Annotated in this window: 15 protein-coding genes and 1 tRNA gene; 2 read left to right on the plus strand and 14 right to left on the minus strand. The window is 75.7% G+C overall.

The features are described 5' to 3' along the window. Nucleotides 1-26: 26 nt before the first annotated feature. The 4 genes from ACYVQV_RS09395 to ACYVQV_RS09410 all read right to left on the minus strand — a co-directional run bounded on the left by ACYVQV_RS09395 (nt 27) and on the right by ACYVQV_RS09410 (nt 4,176). Nucleotides 27-1,046, minus strand: a complete 1,020-nt coding sequence (locus ACYVQV_RS09395; RefSeq protein ID WP_461023011.1) for a sodium:calcium antiporter — start codon at nt 1,044-1,046, stop codon at nt 27-29. Further along, nucleotides 1,043-2,185 carry an AI-2E family transporter gene (locus tag ACYVQV_RS09400; RefSeq protein WP_461023012.1) on the minus strand — a complete coding sequence of 381 codons (1,143 nt, stop codon included), beginning with the start codon at nt 2,183-2,185 and terminating at the stop codon, nt 1,043-1,045. Before ACYVQV_RS09400 ends, ACYVQV_RS09395 begins: the two co-directional genes overlap by 4 nt. Before the next feature lie 125 nt (nt 2,186-2,310). Continuing rightward, nucleotides 2,311-3,939: a histidine kinase N-terminal 7TM domain-containing diguanylate cyclase gene (locus ACYVQV_RS09405; RefSeq protein WP_461023013.1), complete on the minus strand. Its 1,629-nt coding sequence runs from the start codon at nt 3,937-3,939 to the stop codon at nt 2,311-2,313. 153 nt (nt 3,940-4,092) lie between these two features. After that, nucleotides 4,093-4,176, minus strand: a tRNA-Tyr gene (locus tag ACYVQV_RS09410). A gap of 100 nt (nt 4,177-4,276) precedes the next feature. On the opposite strand from ACYVQV_RS09410, the gene ACYVQV_RS09415 reads away from it, so the two are divergent. Together ACYVQV_RS09415 and ACYVQV_RS09420 are read left to right on the plus strand one after the other, a co-directional pair. Then, nucleotides 4,277-4,768, plus strand: coding sequence for a YajQ family cyclic di-GMP-binding protein (locus ACYVQV_RS09415; protein ID WP_461023014.1), 492 nt, complete (start codon nt 4,277-4,279; stop codon nt 4,766-4,768). Nucleotides 4,769-4,793: 25 nt separating this feature from the next. Then, nucleotides 4,794-5,597 (plus strand): alpha/beta hydrolase family protein, encoded by an 804-nt coding sequence (locus ACYVQV_RS09420; RefSeq protein WP_461023015.1) that lies wholly within the window; start codon nt 4,794-4,796, stop codon nt 5,595-5,597. A 129-nt stretch (nt 5,598-5,726) separates the two neighbouring features. On the opposite strand, the gene ACYVQV_RS09425 is transcribed toward ACYVQV_RS09420, so the two are convergent. The 10 genes from ACYVQV_RS09425 to ACYVQV_RS09470 form a co-directional block, all read right to left on the minus strand. After that, a complete protein-coding gene (locus ACYVQV_RS09425; protein ID WP_461023016.1) occupies nt 5,727-6,422 on the minus strand; it encodes a DUF5701 family protein in 696 nt (231 codons plus the stop codon). Nucleotides 6,423-6,532: 110 nt separating this feature from the next. After that, nucleotides 6,533-6,940: a YccF domain-containing protein gene (locus ACYVQV_RS09430; protein ID WP_461023017.1), complete on the minus strand. Its 408-nt coding sequence runs from the start codon at nt 6,938-6,940 to the stop codon at nt 6,533-6,535. Beyond that, on the minus strand, nt 6,937-7,803 hold the full coding sequence (gene htpX, locus ACYVQV_RS09435) for a zinc metalloprotease HtpX (RefSeq protein WP_461023018.1): 867 nt from the start codon (nt 7,801-7,803) through the stop codon (nt 6,937-6,939). The genes ACYVQV_RS09430 and htpX overlap by 4 nt, the downstream gene beginning before the upstream one ends. Nucleotides 7,804-7,948: 145 nt before the next feature. Next, nucleotides 7,949-9,601 (minus strand): NADH-quinone oxidoreductase subunit N, encoded by a 1,653-nt coding sequence (locus tag ACYVQV_RS09440; RefSeq protein ID WP_461023019.1) that lies wholly within the window; start codon nt 9,599-9,601, stop codon nt 7,949-7,951. Beyond that, nucleotides 9,601-11,148 (minus strand): complex I subunit 4 family protein, encoded by a 1,548-nt coding sequence (locus ACYVQV_RS09445; RefSeq protein WP_461023020.1) that lies wholly within the window; start codon nt 11,146-11,148, stop codon nt 9,601-9,603. The genes ACYVQV_RS09440 and ACYVQV_RS09445 overlap by 1 nt, the downstream gene beginning before the upstream one ends. Next, nucleotides 11,145-13,154 carry an NADH-quinone oxidoreductase subunit 5 family protein gene (locus ACYVQV_RS09450; RefSeq protein WP_461023021.1) on the minus strand — a complete coding sequence of 670 codons (2,010 nt, stop codon included), beginning with the start codon at nt 13,152-13,154 and terminating at the stop codon, nt 11,145-11,147. Before ACYVQV_RS09450 ends, ACYVQV_RS09445 begins: the two co-directional genes overlap by 4 nt. Then, the gene (nuoK, locus tag ACYVQV_RS09455) at nt 13,151-13,549 is read right to left on the minus strand and encodes an NADH-quinone oxidoreductase subunit NuoK (protein ID WP_461023022.1); all 399 of its coding nucleotides are present in this window, start codon (nt 13,547-13,549) and stop codon (nt 13,151-13,153) included. The genes ACYVQV_RS09450 and nuoK overlap by 4 nt, the downstream gene beginning before the upstream one ends. Beyond that, nucleotides 13,549-14,061, minus strand: a complete 513-nt coding sequence (locus ACYVQV_RS09460) for an NADH-quinone oxidoreductase subunit J family protein (protein WP_461023023.1) — start codon at nt 14,059-14,061, stop codon at nt 13,549-13,551. The genes nuoK and ACYVQV_RS09460 overlap by 1 nt, the downstream gene beginning before the upstream one ends. After that, nucleotides 14,058-14,591, minus strand: a complete 534-nt coding sequence (locus ACYVQV_RS09465; RefSeq protein WP_461023024.1) for a NuoI/complex I 23 kDa subunit family protein — start codon at nt 14,589-14,591, stop codon at nt 14,058-14,060. The genes ACYVQV_RS09460 and ACYVQV_RS09465 overlap by 4 nt, the downstream gene beginning before the upstream one ends. Then, nucleotides 14,588-15,106 (minus strand): hypothetical protein, encoded by a 519-nt coding sequence (locus ACYVQV_RS09470; RefSeq protein ID WP_461023025.1) that lies wholly within the window; start codon nt 15,104-15,106, stop codon nt 14,588-14,590. Before ACYVQV_RS09470 ends, ACYVQV_RS09465 begins: the two co-directional genes overlap by 4 nt. Nucleotides 15,107-15,118: the final 12 nt, after the last annotated feature.

Genomic DNA, 15,118 nt, shown 5'->3' on the forward strand with positions numbered 1-15,118 from the left:
GCGAGTGCCCGCGGGCCCGTGCGTGCTCAGGCGGCGGCCCACACGAGAGCGGCGGTAGCCACGTACAGCACGGGCAGGGTGACGCCCTCGAAGCCGATCCCGCGGCGCTGGCGCACGAGCAGCCCGGCGGCCAGAACCGCCGTCATCAGCATCGTCCCGCCCAGCAGCACCAGCGCCTCAGGTCCGGCCGCCGAGTACACCGACCCCTCCAGGTAGCTCAGGTCCGCCAGGGCGATCTGCAGCGTGTCGAAGACGTTTCCGCCGATGACCGCGCCCACGCCCAGGGTGAGCGCCCCCATCCGCACCGCCGCGACCAGCGTGACCAGCTCCGGCAGGGAGGTGATCACGGTCGTCAGGGTGAACCCGACGACCCCACTCGGGATCTGCGTGCGCTCCACGACGGAGACGCCAGCGCGTCCGACGGCCCAGCCGGTGGCGGCGACGACGACGCCCAGCACGACCAGCCGGCCCCACAGCGTCCACGTCGACGACCCGGACGCCGGTCCGCTCTCACGGTCGCTCGTGTCGTCCGTGTCCACGGCCCGCCACATCGGCGCACCCTCGGTTCGACGCACCAGGAGCAGGCCGCCGGCGTACACGACCGGGATGAACAGCGTGGCGGGGTGGACCCAGCCGAGCTCCAGCGACGGCGTCGCGTAGGCGACGACAGGCACGGCGAGCAGAGCCATGAGGACCAGGGACTGCAGCATGTTCTCCAGGGACGCGGCGGCGTGCTCGAGGTTCGTCCTGCGGTAGGCCAGGTCGGCCACGGTGAGCCAGACGGTCTGGACGGCTACCCCGCCCACGGGGTTCGCGAGGGCGAACTCCGCCTGCCCGCTCAGCCCTCCCGTCGTGATCGTGGCGATCCCGGACAAGGAGGTCACCGCCCCCAGGAGCACCCCGCCGGCCAGGCTGCGCCCCAGGCCCAGCCTCTCCGCGAGCCCGTCGGCGGCCCGGGTCAGGGGCGGGCCGGCGAGCACGATCACCGCGCCCGCTCCCGCCAGCGCCGCGAGAGCCCACCCCAGTGGCCACGCGGCACCGGTCACGGGCCCCCGCCACCGGCCAGCGGACGGCGCCCGTGCCGCTGCCACAGCTCCCTCGCCGCGGCGATCGACGCCGCCGTCAGCGGGACGAACAGCAGGGCGCCGGGGATCCCCCACAAGAGCCCGCCCGCGGTCACGGCCGCCAGCACGGTGAACGCGTCGACAGGCAGCTCGCGCTGCATGACGTACGGCTCGATGACGTCGTTGCCGATCTGCTGGACGGCCACGGCGAGCACCGCCACGACGGCCGCCGTGCCGAGTCCCTCCGAGGCCCACGCCACCGCCACGGCCACGGCACCGGCGACGAACGCCCCGATCGTCGGCACGTACGACGCGACGAACTGCAGCAGGGCCAGCGTCAACGCCAGCGGGACGCCGAGCACGAGCAGCCCGACGCCGATGGCGACGGCGTCGAAGAGGGCGACGACGGTCAGCCCGCGCACGTAGGCGGCGAGCGTCCTCCACGCCGCGCGTCCCGCCGCGTCGACGTCGTCGCGCAGCCTGCCACCCAGCAGCGCGAGGAGGCCCTGCCACATCCGGGGACCGTTCTTCAGCAGCAGGAACACGAAGGCCAGGCACAGGAAGAGCCCGATGACGACGTCCACGGCGATGCCGAGGGACGACGCGAGCTGGCCCAGGACCCCCGGCCCCGCTGCGGAGCCGGACCCGCCGCCGCCCCCACCTCCGGTGACCACACCCGGCACCTGGACGCCGAACGTCTGCGACACCTGCTGCGCGGCGTCCCGCAGCTGCGCACGCAGGTCCGGCAGCTGGTCGGCGACCCGCTCACCGATCGCCCACCCCGCACCCACGAGCAGCGCCACCACCACGGCGGTCCCCGCCGCCGCACCGAGCACCCGAGGGACGCGGTGGCGCTCGCCCCACTCCACGGCGGGGGCGAGCACACCGGCCAGCAGCAGCGCGACCGCGACCGGCACGAGCAGGACCGTCAGCGACGTCGCCAGCTCGGCGAGCAGCCACACGAGCACCGCCAGCACGAGCAGGCGACCGCCGACGGCCGCGGTGCGGACCAGCCACGCTGGCGCGTACCGGCTGTCCCAGTGCTCCGCCCGGCCGAGCGCGTCGACCGGCCCGCTCCCCGCCCCGGGGACGGGCACGTCCGAGGACTGCTCGCCAGGCACCCGCTCGACGGTAACGAGACCAGCGGGGCCCGGCCACACGAAGAGTGCGTGCGGTCCGCGGTGACGGGGGCCCCGACGCGAGGCGGTCGCGGCCGCCCCGGGGAGTGCGCCGGCGCCCGACCGCCTCAGCCGACCGCGGCGGTCGCGGCCACCCGGTTGCGACCCGACTGCTTCGCCCGGTACAGCGCCGCGTCGGCCTGCTGGAACAGCCCGGCGCGGTCGAGGTCCCCGGTGGTCGTCGCGAGGCCCGCGCTGACGGTGATCGTGAGCCGCACGTCGTCGACGACGACCACGGCGTCCTCGACCCGGCGCCTGATCTGCTCGAGCCGGACGAGGGCCTCGTCGGCCGACGTCCCCGGCATCACGACGACGAACTCCTCGCCGCCGTGGCGGCCGACCAGGTCCCCGTCGCCCGCCCCGGCGTGCAGCAGGTCCGCGAGCTCGACCAGGACGACGTCCCCCACCGGGTGCCCGTAGCGGTCGTTGACCCGCTTGAAGTGGTCGACGTCCAGGATCGCCAGGGACAGCGGCGCCCCAGGCCCGACCTGCGGGGACAGCCGGTCCATCTCCGCCGTCACGTACCGGCGGTTGTGCAGCCCGGTCAGCGGGTCGCGCACGGCCTGCTCGGCGAGGTCGGCCTGCAGGCTCTCGATGGTCCGCACCTGGGCGGTCAGCCGGGCGTTGGCCGCCTCCAGCGCGGTGCGCTGGGCCTGCATCTCCGTGACGTCCCGGGCCACGAGGATGCGCCCGATGGTGCGGCCCCGGTGGTCGTCCAGGCGGGAGACCCGGATGTGCAGGTCGACGCCGCTGCCCCCGGCGTCCAGGACGGTGTGCTCGCGCTCCGCCCCCGGCTCCCGCGCCGCCCCGGCCAGGACGACCTCGTCCTCGAGCGCCAGACCGGCGAGCACCTCGCTCAGCGGCCGGCCGACCAGCACCGTCGACGGGTCACCGGTCAGCCTCGCGGCGAGACGGTCCGCCGCGGGGTTGGTGGTGATCACCGTGCCGGCACGGTCGACCACCGCGACGGCGTCGCCGACGGCGTCCAGGATGCGCTGGTGGCCGACCGGCACCCGGTGGGTCAGCCACTGGCCGACGACGACCCGGTACGCGACGGCCGCCGTGACCGCGAACCCGACGACGGTGAGGTTCAGCCTCCCGCTGAGCCCCGTCACGGCCAGGACGTTGGCGGCGATCGGAGGGATGCTGCCGACCAGCAGGCTCACGTGCATCCGGCGCGACGGCCCGTCGCCGCGCCAGGCGGCGCGGGCGATGCGGACCAGCCCGACACCGAGCAGGGCGTTGCTGTAGACCATGTGGGCCCAGAACAGCGGCCCGTACGTCTCGTCGACGCGGGTGAACGGCCCGTCGACGGACTCCCAGCTGACCACGAACTGGTGGTGCCAGGGGTTCGTCACCACTGCTGCCACCAGGAGGACCGGTTCGACGGCCAGCAGCGCGGCAGCGCGGCCGGTCAGGCGCCAGCCGCGGTCGACCACGGCCAGGCTCAGGCACCAGAAGCCGACGACCGTCGACGCCACCCCGAGGAAGAGCGCGGACTGGGCGGCGACCACCGCCTCGAAGGGCACCGGCAGGGCGGTGACGAGCTCGCAGAGCGACCAGAACGACGTGCCCACCGAGACCACCGTGAGAGCACCGGCGGCAGGGGCGTCGTGGCGACGGCGGGCGCTGCCGACGGCGGTCGCCGCCAGCCCGGCCGCGGCCAGGGCGAAGAGGACAGCGAGAACCGGCGTCATGACCGCCCTCCTGGCTCCGGCAGACCGGGGTGCGCACGGACGGCGCCCAGGATCCCATCGGCACCGCGGGACCCGAACTGAGCCCCTGGCGCCCGGACCCACCCGGTGGGGGCGGACGACGAAGGGGCGCCCCGCGATGGGACGCCCCTTACGTGGTGGCAGGTGCAGGATTCGAACCTGCGAAGCTTTCGCGACGGATTTACAGTCCGCTCCCATTGGCCGCTCGGGCAACCTGCCGTGACGTCGTGCCGACGCCGGGTGGAAGGATAGCAACCCCGGCGAGGCGTCTCGAACCCCCGCCGCGACACCGGTCCCCCAGACGCGAGGAGCACCACCCGTGGCCAGCGAGTCGTCGTTCGACGTCGTCAGCAAGGTCGACCGCCAGGAGGTCGACAACGCCCTCAACCAGGCCGCCAAGGAGGTCTCGCAGAGGTACGACTTCAAGAACACCGGCGCGAGCGTGGCGTGGAGCGGCGAGAAGATCGTCATCACCGCCAACAGCGAGGAGCGGGTGGCCGCCGTCCTCGACGTCCTGCAGACCAAGCTCATCAAGCGCGGCGTGTCCCTCAAGGTCCTCGACGCCGGTGAGACGAAGCAGTCCGGCAAGGAGTACCGGCAGGAGTTCGCGCTGAAGGAGGGCCTGGACTCCGACAACGCCAAGAAGATCGCGAAGATCATCCGCGACGAGGGGCCGAAGGGCGTCAAGCCCCAGATCCAGGGCGACGAGCTGCGCGTGTCCGCCAAGAGCCGCGACGACCTGCAGTCGGTCATCGCCCTGCTCAAGGAGAAGGACCTCGACGTGGCGCTGCAGTTCACCAACTACCGCTGACCGGCGACGTCCACGCGGGCCCGTCGTGACCGGCTGCGACCCGGCGCTGACCCACGCCTACGGTGACCACCCCCGGCAGGTGGCGGACCTGCACCTGCCGCCGGGCCGGTCCGTCCGCCGCGGGGTCGTCGTCCTCGTGCACGGCGGGTTCTGGCGCGCGCGGTACGACCGCTCCCTGCAGGACGACGTGGCCGCCGACCTGACGGCGTCCGGCTTCGCGGTGTGGAACGTGGAGTACCGGCCGGTCGGGGGCGGCGGCGGGTGGCCGCGCACGTTCGCCGACGTCGCCGCGGCCGTCGACGCGCTCGCGGACGCCGCCCCCCGGGTGGGTGGCCTGCCGCTGGACCGGGTGGTCGTCGTCGGGCACTCCGCGGGCGGCACGCTCGCCGCCTGGGCCGCGTCGCGGCACGTGCTGCCGGCCGACGCCACGGGCGCCGGTCCGCGCGTCCGCCCGGTCGCCGCGTGCTCCCAGGCGGGGGTCCTCGACCTCGTGTCGGCGGCGCGGGAGCGGGTCGGGGACGGGGCCGTGCTCGACCTCATGGCCGTCGGGCCGGACGACGAGCCGACCCGCTACACCCGCGCCTCCCCCTCCGCCCTGCTGCCCACCGGCGTCCCGGTCCTCGCCGTCACCGGAGCGGACGACGACACCGTCCCGCCGGCACAGTCGCGCGCCTTCGCGCAGGCCGCCGCAGCGGCCGGGGGCGGGAACGATGACGGGGAGGTCCGGCTGGTCGTCGTCCCCGGGGAGGGGCACTTCGAGCACCTGCAGCCGGCCAGCCGCTGCTGGGCCGCCGTCCGGGCCTGGTTGGACGACGTCCTGCCCGCGTGAGCACGCGCGCCCACGCCTGCACTCACGACTCCTGCACGAACTGATCGTCAGACCGGGATGGGGGTGATGACCCCCATCCCGGTCTGACGATCAGTCGGTCGACCTCGGGGCTGGTCTAGCGCGTCCGGGTCAGGCGGTGCGGGTGGCGGCTGAGGCGTGGCCCAACCAGGTGTGGCGGTTGCCGGCCCAGCACCAGCCGAGCTTCGGGGCGCCGCGGCGCTCCCGGCCGTCCTTGCCTGTGCCGCCGCTGATCCACAGCGCGGGGACGCGCCGGTCACCGCAGCGTGACGCGGGCGTCATGAAGCACCGGCCGGGTTCGAGCAGGTCGGGCCGGTGGGTGAGCAGCGCGACGCCCTCGTCCCAGGTCAGCGGGGTCCTGTCGCGGTCCCGGATCGCGGGGACGGCCTCGTCCGGCGTCCGGTCCAGGTAGTCGTCGCCCCGCTCGACGTCGACGAGCAGGTACACGTCGGCGGGTGCGCGGTCGGCGTCGTCGGCGGGGACGAAGCGGCCGATGTCGGCCAGGTCGGCGGACACGAAGCCGGGCTTGCCGCCGCGGTCGAGCAACGGCAGCGACGCCTCGGCCGGGACGAGGGTGCGCGACACCACGACGACGAACGGGACGGCTCCGGGGCGGGTCGGCGCCGCGAACGCCGCCGGCCGCAGGGCCTCGACGCGGGCCGTGAGCTCCTCGGCGGACAGCCCCGCGAGGGCCGGGTAGCCGAGGTCGAGCAGGGTGCGGAGCTGGCGGTCCAGCTCGGCCCCGGCGGACTGGGAAGACGACGAGGGAGCGGACGACGAGCGGGCGGGCGCGGACTGGACGGTCACGGGCGGCTCCTTCCGGGCTGGCGGCCCTGCCTCAACGCCGTCCTGGACGGGCTTCTTCCCCGGCCGGCGGGCGCACGAGCCGACGCCCTGGGCGAGCGGTGGCCGCGGCGTCAGCGCTGGAGGGGCCGGTCGGCGGGGACGATCTCGCGACCGAGCGGCACCAGCGACACGGGCACGAGCTTGAACGACGCGATCCCCAGCGGGATCCCGATGACCGTCACGCAGAACGCCACCCCGGAGGCGATGTGCCCCAGCGCGAGCCACCAGCCGAAGAGGACGATCCACAGCACGTTGCCGACGCCCGAGGCGATCCCCGCGTCCCCGCGCCGGACCAGCCGCCGGCCGAACGGCCAGAACGTGTAGCTGGCCATCCGGAAGGCCGCCAGGCCGAACGGGATGGTGACGACGAGCAGGCACGCGACGGCGCCCGCGACGAGGTAGCCGACGGCCATCCAGAAGCCGGTGACGACGAGCCAGACGACGTTGAGGACGACGGCGAGCGGTCCGGTCGGGTTCACCGCTGGTAGCCGGCCATCGACTCCAGCCGGGCGATCCGCTCCGCCATCGGCGGGTGGCTGGCGAACATGCTCCGCACGTCCCCGGCGCGGAACGGGTTGGCGATCATCATGGCGCTGGCGCTGACGACGTCCCGCTCGGGCCGCAGCGGCAGCTGCCGGGTGCCGAGCTCGAGCTTGCGCAGGGCGCTGGCGAGCGCCAGCGGGTCGCCGGTGAGCGTGGCCCCGTCCTCGTCGGCGTCGAACTCGCGGGTGCGGCTGATGGCCATCTGCACCATCCCGGCCGCCATCGGGCCGAGGAACAGCAGCAGCATCGCGGCGAACGGGTTGGGCCGCTCCTCGTCCCCACCGCCGAAGAACATCGCGATGTACGCCAGGTAGGTGATGACGCTCGACATCGCGGCGGCCACCGAGGCGCTGAGGATGTCGCGGTTGTACACGTGCATGAGCTCGTGGCCGAGGACGCCGCGCAGCTCGCGCTCGTCGAGCATCGCGAGCAGCCCCTCCGTGCAGCACACGGCCGCGTTGCGGGGGTTGCGCCCGGTCGCGAACGCGTTCGGCGCCATCGTCGGCGAGACGTACAGCCGCGGCATCGGCTGACGGGCCTGGGTGGACAGCTCGCGCACGATCCGGTACATCGCGGGCTGCTCGGCCTCGCTGACGGGGCGGGCGCGCATCGCCTTGATCGCGAGGGTGTCGCTCTTCCAGAACGCGATCCCGTTCACCAGCAGCGCGATGACCAGGCCGATCGTCAGGGCCCCGGTGGAGCGCCCGAACAGCAGCCAGCTCGCGCCGAGGACGACGGCCCCGAGCAGGCCGAACAGCATGGCCGTCTTCAGACCGTTGAAGTGCTGGTGCGGCTGCATCCCCGCGTGCTCTCCCCTCGTGCCGGACGCCCCGCACGGGCGTCACCCACCGACCACAACGCCCCGGGTGCGGGACGCGTTCCCGCCACGGCGGCGCCCCGGACGCCGCCCCCCGGCCGCGCAGGACAGCGGGAGTGCCCGCCGTTCAGCCGCCGAGCGGTCCGGCGACGAGCTGCGGCACGACGGACAGCACCAGGCAGGCCCCCGAAGACAGCCCTAGGGCCAGCCCCTCGGCGGGGGTGACGTCCCAGGTGGCCGCGCCGTCGGCGTGCGCCTCGTCGACCACCCCCGGCCCTCGTGGCCCACGTCCCGCTCCCCCGTGCGCGTCGAGCCGCTCGGCGCTGCGGGCACCCGGTGGCGAGCCGTCCGTGGCGGCCCCGGCGGGCAGCACGAGCAGCGCCGTCCAGCGCAGGTAGTAGGCCGCGCCCAGAGCGACGTTGACGGCGGCGGCGCCCGCCAGCCACCACAGGTCGTCGTCCACGACGGGGCGGAGCGCGACGACCTTCGCGACGACGCCCATGACGCCGGGCGGCAGGCCTGCCAGGCACAGCAGCGCCAGTGCCAGGGCGGCAGCCGCCACCGGCTCGGTCCGCAGCAGACCGCGGTAGGCGGCCAGCCCGTGCCCCGAGCCGTCGCGGTGGTGCCGGGTGACCAGGACGACGACGGTGAACGCCGCCAGCGACGCCACCACGTACGCGAGCAGGTAGCCGACGGACGCCTCGACCGCCGTGAGGACCCCCGCCCCCGCTCCCGCCAGCGGCAGCACCACCCAGCCGGCCTGCGCCACGGTCGACCACGCGAGGAGGCGGACCGCCGTCCGCTGGGTGAGGGCGACGAGGTTGCCGACCGTCATGGACGCCACCGCGAGCACGCCCAGGAGCGGTCCCCAGTCGTCCAGCGCCCACGGCAGCCCCACCGCCACGACGACCACGAGCGCGGCCAGCCCGGCGACCTTGGAGACCGTCGACAGGAAGGCCGCCACGGGCACCGGCGACCCCGCGTACACGTCCGGTGTCCACCAGCCGAAGGGCGCGGCGGACAGCTTGTACGCCAGTCCCGCGACGAGCAGCGCCGCGCCGAGGACGGCCAGGGTCGGGTGCTCGGGCGACGTCCCGGCGGTCGCCGCCAGGTGCACCGTCCCCGTGCCCGCGTACACCAGGCCGGTGCCGAGCACCAGGAGGCCGAGCGACACGACCGCGACGAGCAGCAGCTTGACCGCCGCCTGCGCACCGGTCGCGTCCCGGCGCAGGGCGACGAGCGCGACCACCGGCAGCGACGCGGTCTCCACCGCGACCAGCAGCGTCGGCAGGTCCCGCGCGCCGGCGAGCACCATCGCCCCCGCGGTCGCAGCCAGCAGCAGGGCGTGGTGCTCGGCGCGGGCCCGCGCGCCCGGCCCGTCGACCGCCAGCAGCAGCGCGACCACCGCCGCAGCGAGGACGACGGCCTGCAGGCCCGTGGTCAGCGGTCCGGTGACGTACGAGCAGGCCCCCGCCAGGTCCGGTCCGGCGCCGACCGCGGGCGCGTCCGGCAGCTCGAGGCAGAAGGTGCCGCGCGCCGTCCGGCCCGTCAGGGCCAACGCGAGGGCGGCGCCGAGCAGCCCGCCGAGCGCGACGGCGTCCAGGACGTCGCGGCGGGCGGGACGCACGGCCTGGACGAGCAGGACGACGAGGACGGCGGCGGCCGGCAGCAGGACCGGTGACAGCGCCGCCCAGTCGACCGGCTGCACGCGCTCCGGCGAGGCGGTCCGGGCCAGGGCGGCGAGCGCCCCGGCGGACCAGCCGCTGGTGGCGACGACCATCAGCGCACCCCCACCAGCGACTGGACCGCCGGAGCGGTGACGGACAGCAGCAGCCACGGCAGCAGCCCGAACGCGAACACGGCGCCGACCAGCGGGGCGGCGACCGCCACCTCGAGGTGGTCGGCGTCCGCGACCTGCACGGGTTCCGCCGACCGCGGCGCAGCGGTGGCTGCCCCCCCGGGCCCCGCCGGGTCCTGTGCCGGCCCGTGCCAGACGAGGTAGAGCACCCGCAGCAGGTACGCGGCGGCCAGGGCGGTGCCCGCGGCGGCCAGGACGGCGACCCACCGCGACCCGGCGTCCCCGAGCAGGTCGGTGCCCCGCCACGCGCCGAGGACGGCCAGCAGCTCACCCCAGAACCCGGCGAGCCCGGGCAGGCCCAGACCGGCGACGCAGCCGAGCGCCAGCAGCCAGCCGCGGCGCGGGGTGCGGTCCCGCAGGCCGGGCCCGACGAGGGCGAGGTCCGCGGTGTGCGCGCGGTCCTTGACCGCCCCGACGACGAGGAAGAGCAGGGCGGTGATGACACCGTGCGCGACGTTCACGAACAGCGCCCCCTGCAGCCCCTCCGGCGTCCCGGAGGCGATCCCGACGAGGACGAAGCCCATGTGCGCCACCGACGAGAACGCGACGAGGCGCTTGAGGTCGCGCTCGACCAGGCACGCCAGCCCGCCCCACAGGATCCCGACGACCCCCAGACCGGCCAGCAGCGGCGCCCACCGCGCCAGACCCTCGGGCAGCACCCCGACGACGAGGCGGACCATCCCGTACGAGCCCATCTTCAGCAGCACCCCGGCCAGCAGCACCGACCCCACCGTGGGGGCGATGGTGTGCGCCGGCGGCAGCCAGGTGTGCAACGGCCAGGCAGGCACCTTCACCGCCAGGCCGAGCAGCAGCAGCCCGGCGACGACCGCCTGCACCCCCGGGTCGAGGGCGGCGCCGGCGCCCGCCGCCAGGACGACGAGGTCCGTCGTCCCGGCCTGGGCCGCCAGCGCGAGCAGGCCGACGAGCATGATCGCCGACCCGAGCGCGGTGTAGAGGACGAACCGGTAGCCCGCGTCGCGGCGGGCGGCAGGGTCCCGGTCGTCGCCGCGGAAGGCGATGAGCAGCCACATCGGGACGAGCACCAGCTCGAACGCCACGAAGAACAGCAGCAGGTCGAGCGCGAGGAACGTGGCGGTGGCCCCGCCGACGACGGCCAGCACCCCCGACAGCAGCCACCGGTCACCGCCGGTGGCGCCGGGCCGGCACGCGTGCAGGCACACCAGCACCCCGAGCACCGAGGTGAGCACGACGAGCGGGGCGCTGATCCCGTCCAGGCCCAGGTGCAGGCGGGCACCGAGCGCGGGGACCCAGGGCAGGTCCACCTCGGCGACGAACCCGGGTGAGCGCCACGGCCGCGACGACCCGACGAGCAGGGCGACCAGCTCGAGCTGGACGAGGCTGGCGACGAGCGCGACGCCGCGGGCCAGCCCGTCGGGCCACCGGGCGACGAGCAGCAGGACGGACGTCACCAGCGGGACGGCGACGACCGCGAGCAGGTAACCGCTCACAGCACGACCACCCCCAGGCCGACGAGGGCCGCGGCGCCGAGCACCCAGGCCAGGTACGAGGTGACGACGCCGCCCTGCACGTACCGCAGGCCCCGGCCGGCCCAGCCGGCGCCGGTCGCCGCCCCGCGCACGTAGGCGTCGACGACGTCGCGGTCACCGGCTGCGACGGTGCTCGCGAGGCGGCGCAGGGGCCGGGCGACGAGCGCGACCTGGACGGCGTCCGCGCGGTACCCCTCGAGCAACCAGACCCTCGCCCGTGCGGGCAGCAGCACGGCGACGTCCCGGTCCTCGCGCCGCAGGCCCAGCAGCCCGAGCGCGACACCGGCGAGCGCCAGGACGGTGCCCAGGACGGCGGTGCCGACGCCGAGCCGGAAGCCGTCGAGCGCCGCCGGCCCGGCCAGCGGCAGCAGCCCCAGAGCGACGGTCGGCACGGCGAGGACGACGAGCGGGCCGGTCAGCTCCCGCGGCAGGGCGTGCTCGGCGCCGACGGGGTGGACCGGACGGCCGAGGACGACGACGCAGAACGCCCGGGTGGAGTAGACGGCGGTCACGACGGTCGTCACCAGGCCGGCGACGAGGACGACCCACGCGACCGGCCCGAGCAGGGACGCGCCGTCCGCCGTCCCGGGGTGCAGGGCGGCCTCCTCGGCCACGCCGAGGACGGCCTCCTTGGACACGAAGCCGCTGGTCGGCGGCAGCCCGGCGAGGGCGGCGAGCCCGGCCGCGAAGGTCCACCCGACCAGCGGGGCGCGGCGCGCCAGGCCGCCCATGTCACGCAGCAGGGTCGACCCGACGAGGTGGGTGACGACCCCGGCCCCGAGGAAGAGCAGGGCCTTGAACCCGGCGTGGGAGAGCAGGTGGGCGATCGCGGCGGGCCGGCCTTGGCCGTCGGCGTCCCCGGTCGTCCCCACGGCCAGCGCGCCGAGCATCAGCCCGACCTGGCTGATCGTCGACCAGGCGAGCAGCCGCTTGAGGTCGTCCTGGGCGAGGGCGGCGAAGGCGGCGGCCACGGTGGTGACGGCCGCGAGCGACCCGAGCACGGCGAGCGCGGCGGGGGCCAGGGCGAACAGGTCGAGCAGCCGGGCGACGACGACCACCCCCGCGGCGACCATCGTCGCCGCGTGGATGAGGGCGGACACGGGAGTCGGGCCCTCCATCGCGTCGGGCAGCCAGGTGTGCAGCGGCACCTGCGCGGACTTGCCGACGACACCTGCGACGAGCAGCAGGCAGGCGACGGTCACCGTCCCGCGGTCGAGCGTCCCGGCGTCCACGGCCGAGAGCAGGCCGCTCACCGACGACGTGCCGGCCCCGGCGACGAGCACCACGACGCCGAGCAGGAAGCCGACGTCGCCCACGCGCGTGACGAGGAACGCCTTGGCGGCGGCCGACCGCGCCGCCTGCCGCTCGCTGTGGTGCCCGATGAGCAGGTAGGAGCACAGGCCCATCACCTCCCACCCGATGAGCAGCAGCACCAGGTCGTCCGCGTGGACGACGAGCATCATCGCGGCGGTGAACAGGGACACCGTCGCCGCGTAGGCGCGGTAGCGGGTCGGTGCCGGCTCGGCGACCTGCTCGGCCGACCCGGCCAGCGGCGGCGTCGCCACCGCCGTGCGGGAGGCCACGTCCGCGGGTGCGGGGTGCTGGGGCGGGGCGGACGCCGGGTGCCCGGCACCACGCTCGACGAGGTAGCCGGCCGAGTACACCTGGACGCACAGGGCGACCAGCCCCACGGCCACGGCGACCAGGCCCGCCAGGGCGTCGGCGCGCAGCGTCAGCTCGATGACGGTGCCGCCGGTGTCGGCGGTCCCGAGCAGCGGGACGGCGACGACGTCGCGCGCCCCGGTCCACGTCGTCGCCGTCTCGGCCACCGCGGCGACCAGCGCCACCCCGGCGCCGAGGACGCCGAACGCGGCGGCCGTCGTCCGCTCGCGCCCCAGCATCCCGAGCAGCGCAGCCCACGCGGGCGCGGTGACGGCGACGACCGCGGTCAGGGCCAGGCCGCTCACCGCACCGCCCGATCCGTCGGGTCACCGGGTCCGGGGTCCGTGGAGGCGCCCGCCGCCGGGGCGCCCAGCGCGCCCCGGACCGGGCGGGCGGTCTCGCCGAGGTCCCGCGCGGCGCGCAGGTCGCTGCTGCCGGTCCGCCGGAAGAGCAGCAGGACGACCGCGAGCGCCAGGCCGATCTCCGCGGCGGCGACGGTGATGACGAACAGCGCGGCGACCTGGCCGGACAGGACGGGGTCGGCCGTCGCGGCGTCGACGGTGACCAGCAGCAGGGCGCCGGCGCCGAGCAGCAGCTCCGCGCCGACGAGCACCATCACCGCGTTGCGCCGGGCCAGGACGCCGTACGCGCCGAGACCGGCGAGGACGGCGACGAGGAGCAGCGGGCCGGTGGTGCTCATCACGGCTCACCGTCCTCGCGCCGCGAGACGGCCAGCGCCCCGACGAGGGCGGCCAGCAGCAGCAGCGACAGCAGCTCGAACGGCAGCACCCACCAGGCGAACAGGACCTCGCCGACGGAGCGGGCGCTGCCGCGGGCGGGGTCGGCGTCGAGCGGTGCGCCACCCAGCGCCTGCAGCAGCGCGGCGGCCAGCAGCGCCGCGAGCGCCGCGGCGACGACCGCCGCGCCGACCCGGCGGGCCGGGCCGTGGTCGAGGTCCGTGACGGCGCCGATCGGGGCCCGGGTCAGCATCAGGGCGAAGAGCACGAGGACGACGACCGCGCCGACGTACACCAGCAGCTGGACCAGCGCGACGACCTCCGCGCCGAGGACGAGGTAGCAGCCGGCCAGCCCGCCGAGCGCGACGACCAGCCACAGCGCCGCGTGCACGACCTGGCGGCTCGTGACGGCGAGCAGCCCGGCGCCCGCGGTCAGGACGCCGAACCCGGTGAACGCGACGTCCAGCCCGCTCACCCCTCCTCCCCGCGGGCGGGGCGCGGACGGCGGGCGGGCCGCTGGGCCTGCTCGACCTCCTTGGCGTCGGGTGCGCCGGGGTCCAGCGCCGGCGGCGGAGGGACCGTCCACATCCACTCGCGCAGGCGCTCCCGCTCGTGGGTCAGGTCGGCGACGTCGGTCTCGGCGTACTCGAAGTGCGGGCTCCAGAACAGGGCGTCGAACGGGCACACCTCGACGCAGATGCCGCAGTACATGCACAGCGAGAAGTCGATCGCGAACCGGTCCAGCACGTTGCGCTGCCGGGCCCGGGCGGCGCCCTCCACGTGCAGCGTCTCCTTGTGGGAGTCGATGTAGATGCACCAGTCGGGGCACTCGCGGGCGCACAGCATGCAGACCGTGCAGTTCTCCTCGAGCAGGGCGATGACACCCCGGCTGCGGGGCGGCAGCTCGGGCGCCTGGTCGGGGTACTCCGCGGTCGTGGAGCGACGCCCCAACGTCGCCAGGGTGACGGCGAGCCCGCGGGCCAGGCCCTTCAGCGGCGGGTTCACGGCGCCTCCCAGCCCAGGTGCACGAGGTAGGCGTCCAGCAGCGGCTCGAGGTCCCCGGCCGTGCGCAGCGGCGGTGTCGGCGCGGTGGCCTGCGCCGGCGGGCCGTGGACGGTGACGACGTGCACGGCGTCCTGGCCGGGCCGCGTATCCAGCAGCGTCACCGTGCCCTTTGCACCCACCCAGGTCCGTGCCGGCGTGGGGACGCCGTCGACCTCCACCTCGCCGGGGACGCCGCCGGGCTCGCCGACCTCGGGCACGCCCTGCTCGGCGAGCCGGTCCTCGACGTCGAGGTCGCCGGCCGCACCGGAGTGGACCTCCACCCACTCCTCGTCCCGGACCGCGGAGACGGCCACCTGCGCGAGCCGCCCGCCGACGAGCTGGGCGTCGGACACGAACGCGTCGTCCCACACGCCGTCCGGCATGAGCACCGGGTACGGCAGGGACGCCAGAGCGGACCGCACGGCGGCGACCCAGCGCGGGTCCACGCCGTCCGGCTCCGTCCCGTCGTGACTCACAGGGTCGCTCGC

The organism is Thalassiella azotivora, assembly GCF_054781695.1.

Bases quoted from the DNA above. Each gene is read 5' to 3' on its own strand.
- ACYVQV_RS09405 (WP_461023013.1), bottom strand. From the start codon at position 3,939: ATGACGCCGGTTCTCGCTGTCCTCTTCGCCCTGGCCGCGGCCGGGCTG.
- htpX (WP_461023018.1), bottom strand. From the start codon at position 7,803: ATGCAGCCGCACCAGCACTTCAACGGTCTGAAGACGGCCATGCTGTTC.
- ACYVQV_RS09440 (WP_461023019.1), bottom strand. From the start codon at position 9,601: ATGGTCGTCGCCACCAGCGGCTGGTCCGCCGGGGCGCTCGCCGCCCTG.
- nuoK (WP_461023022.1), bottom strand. From the start codon at position 13,549: ATGAGCACCACCGGCCCGCTGCTCCTCGTCGCCGTCCTCGCCGGTCTC.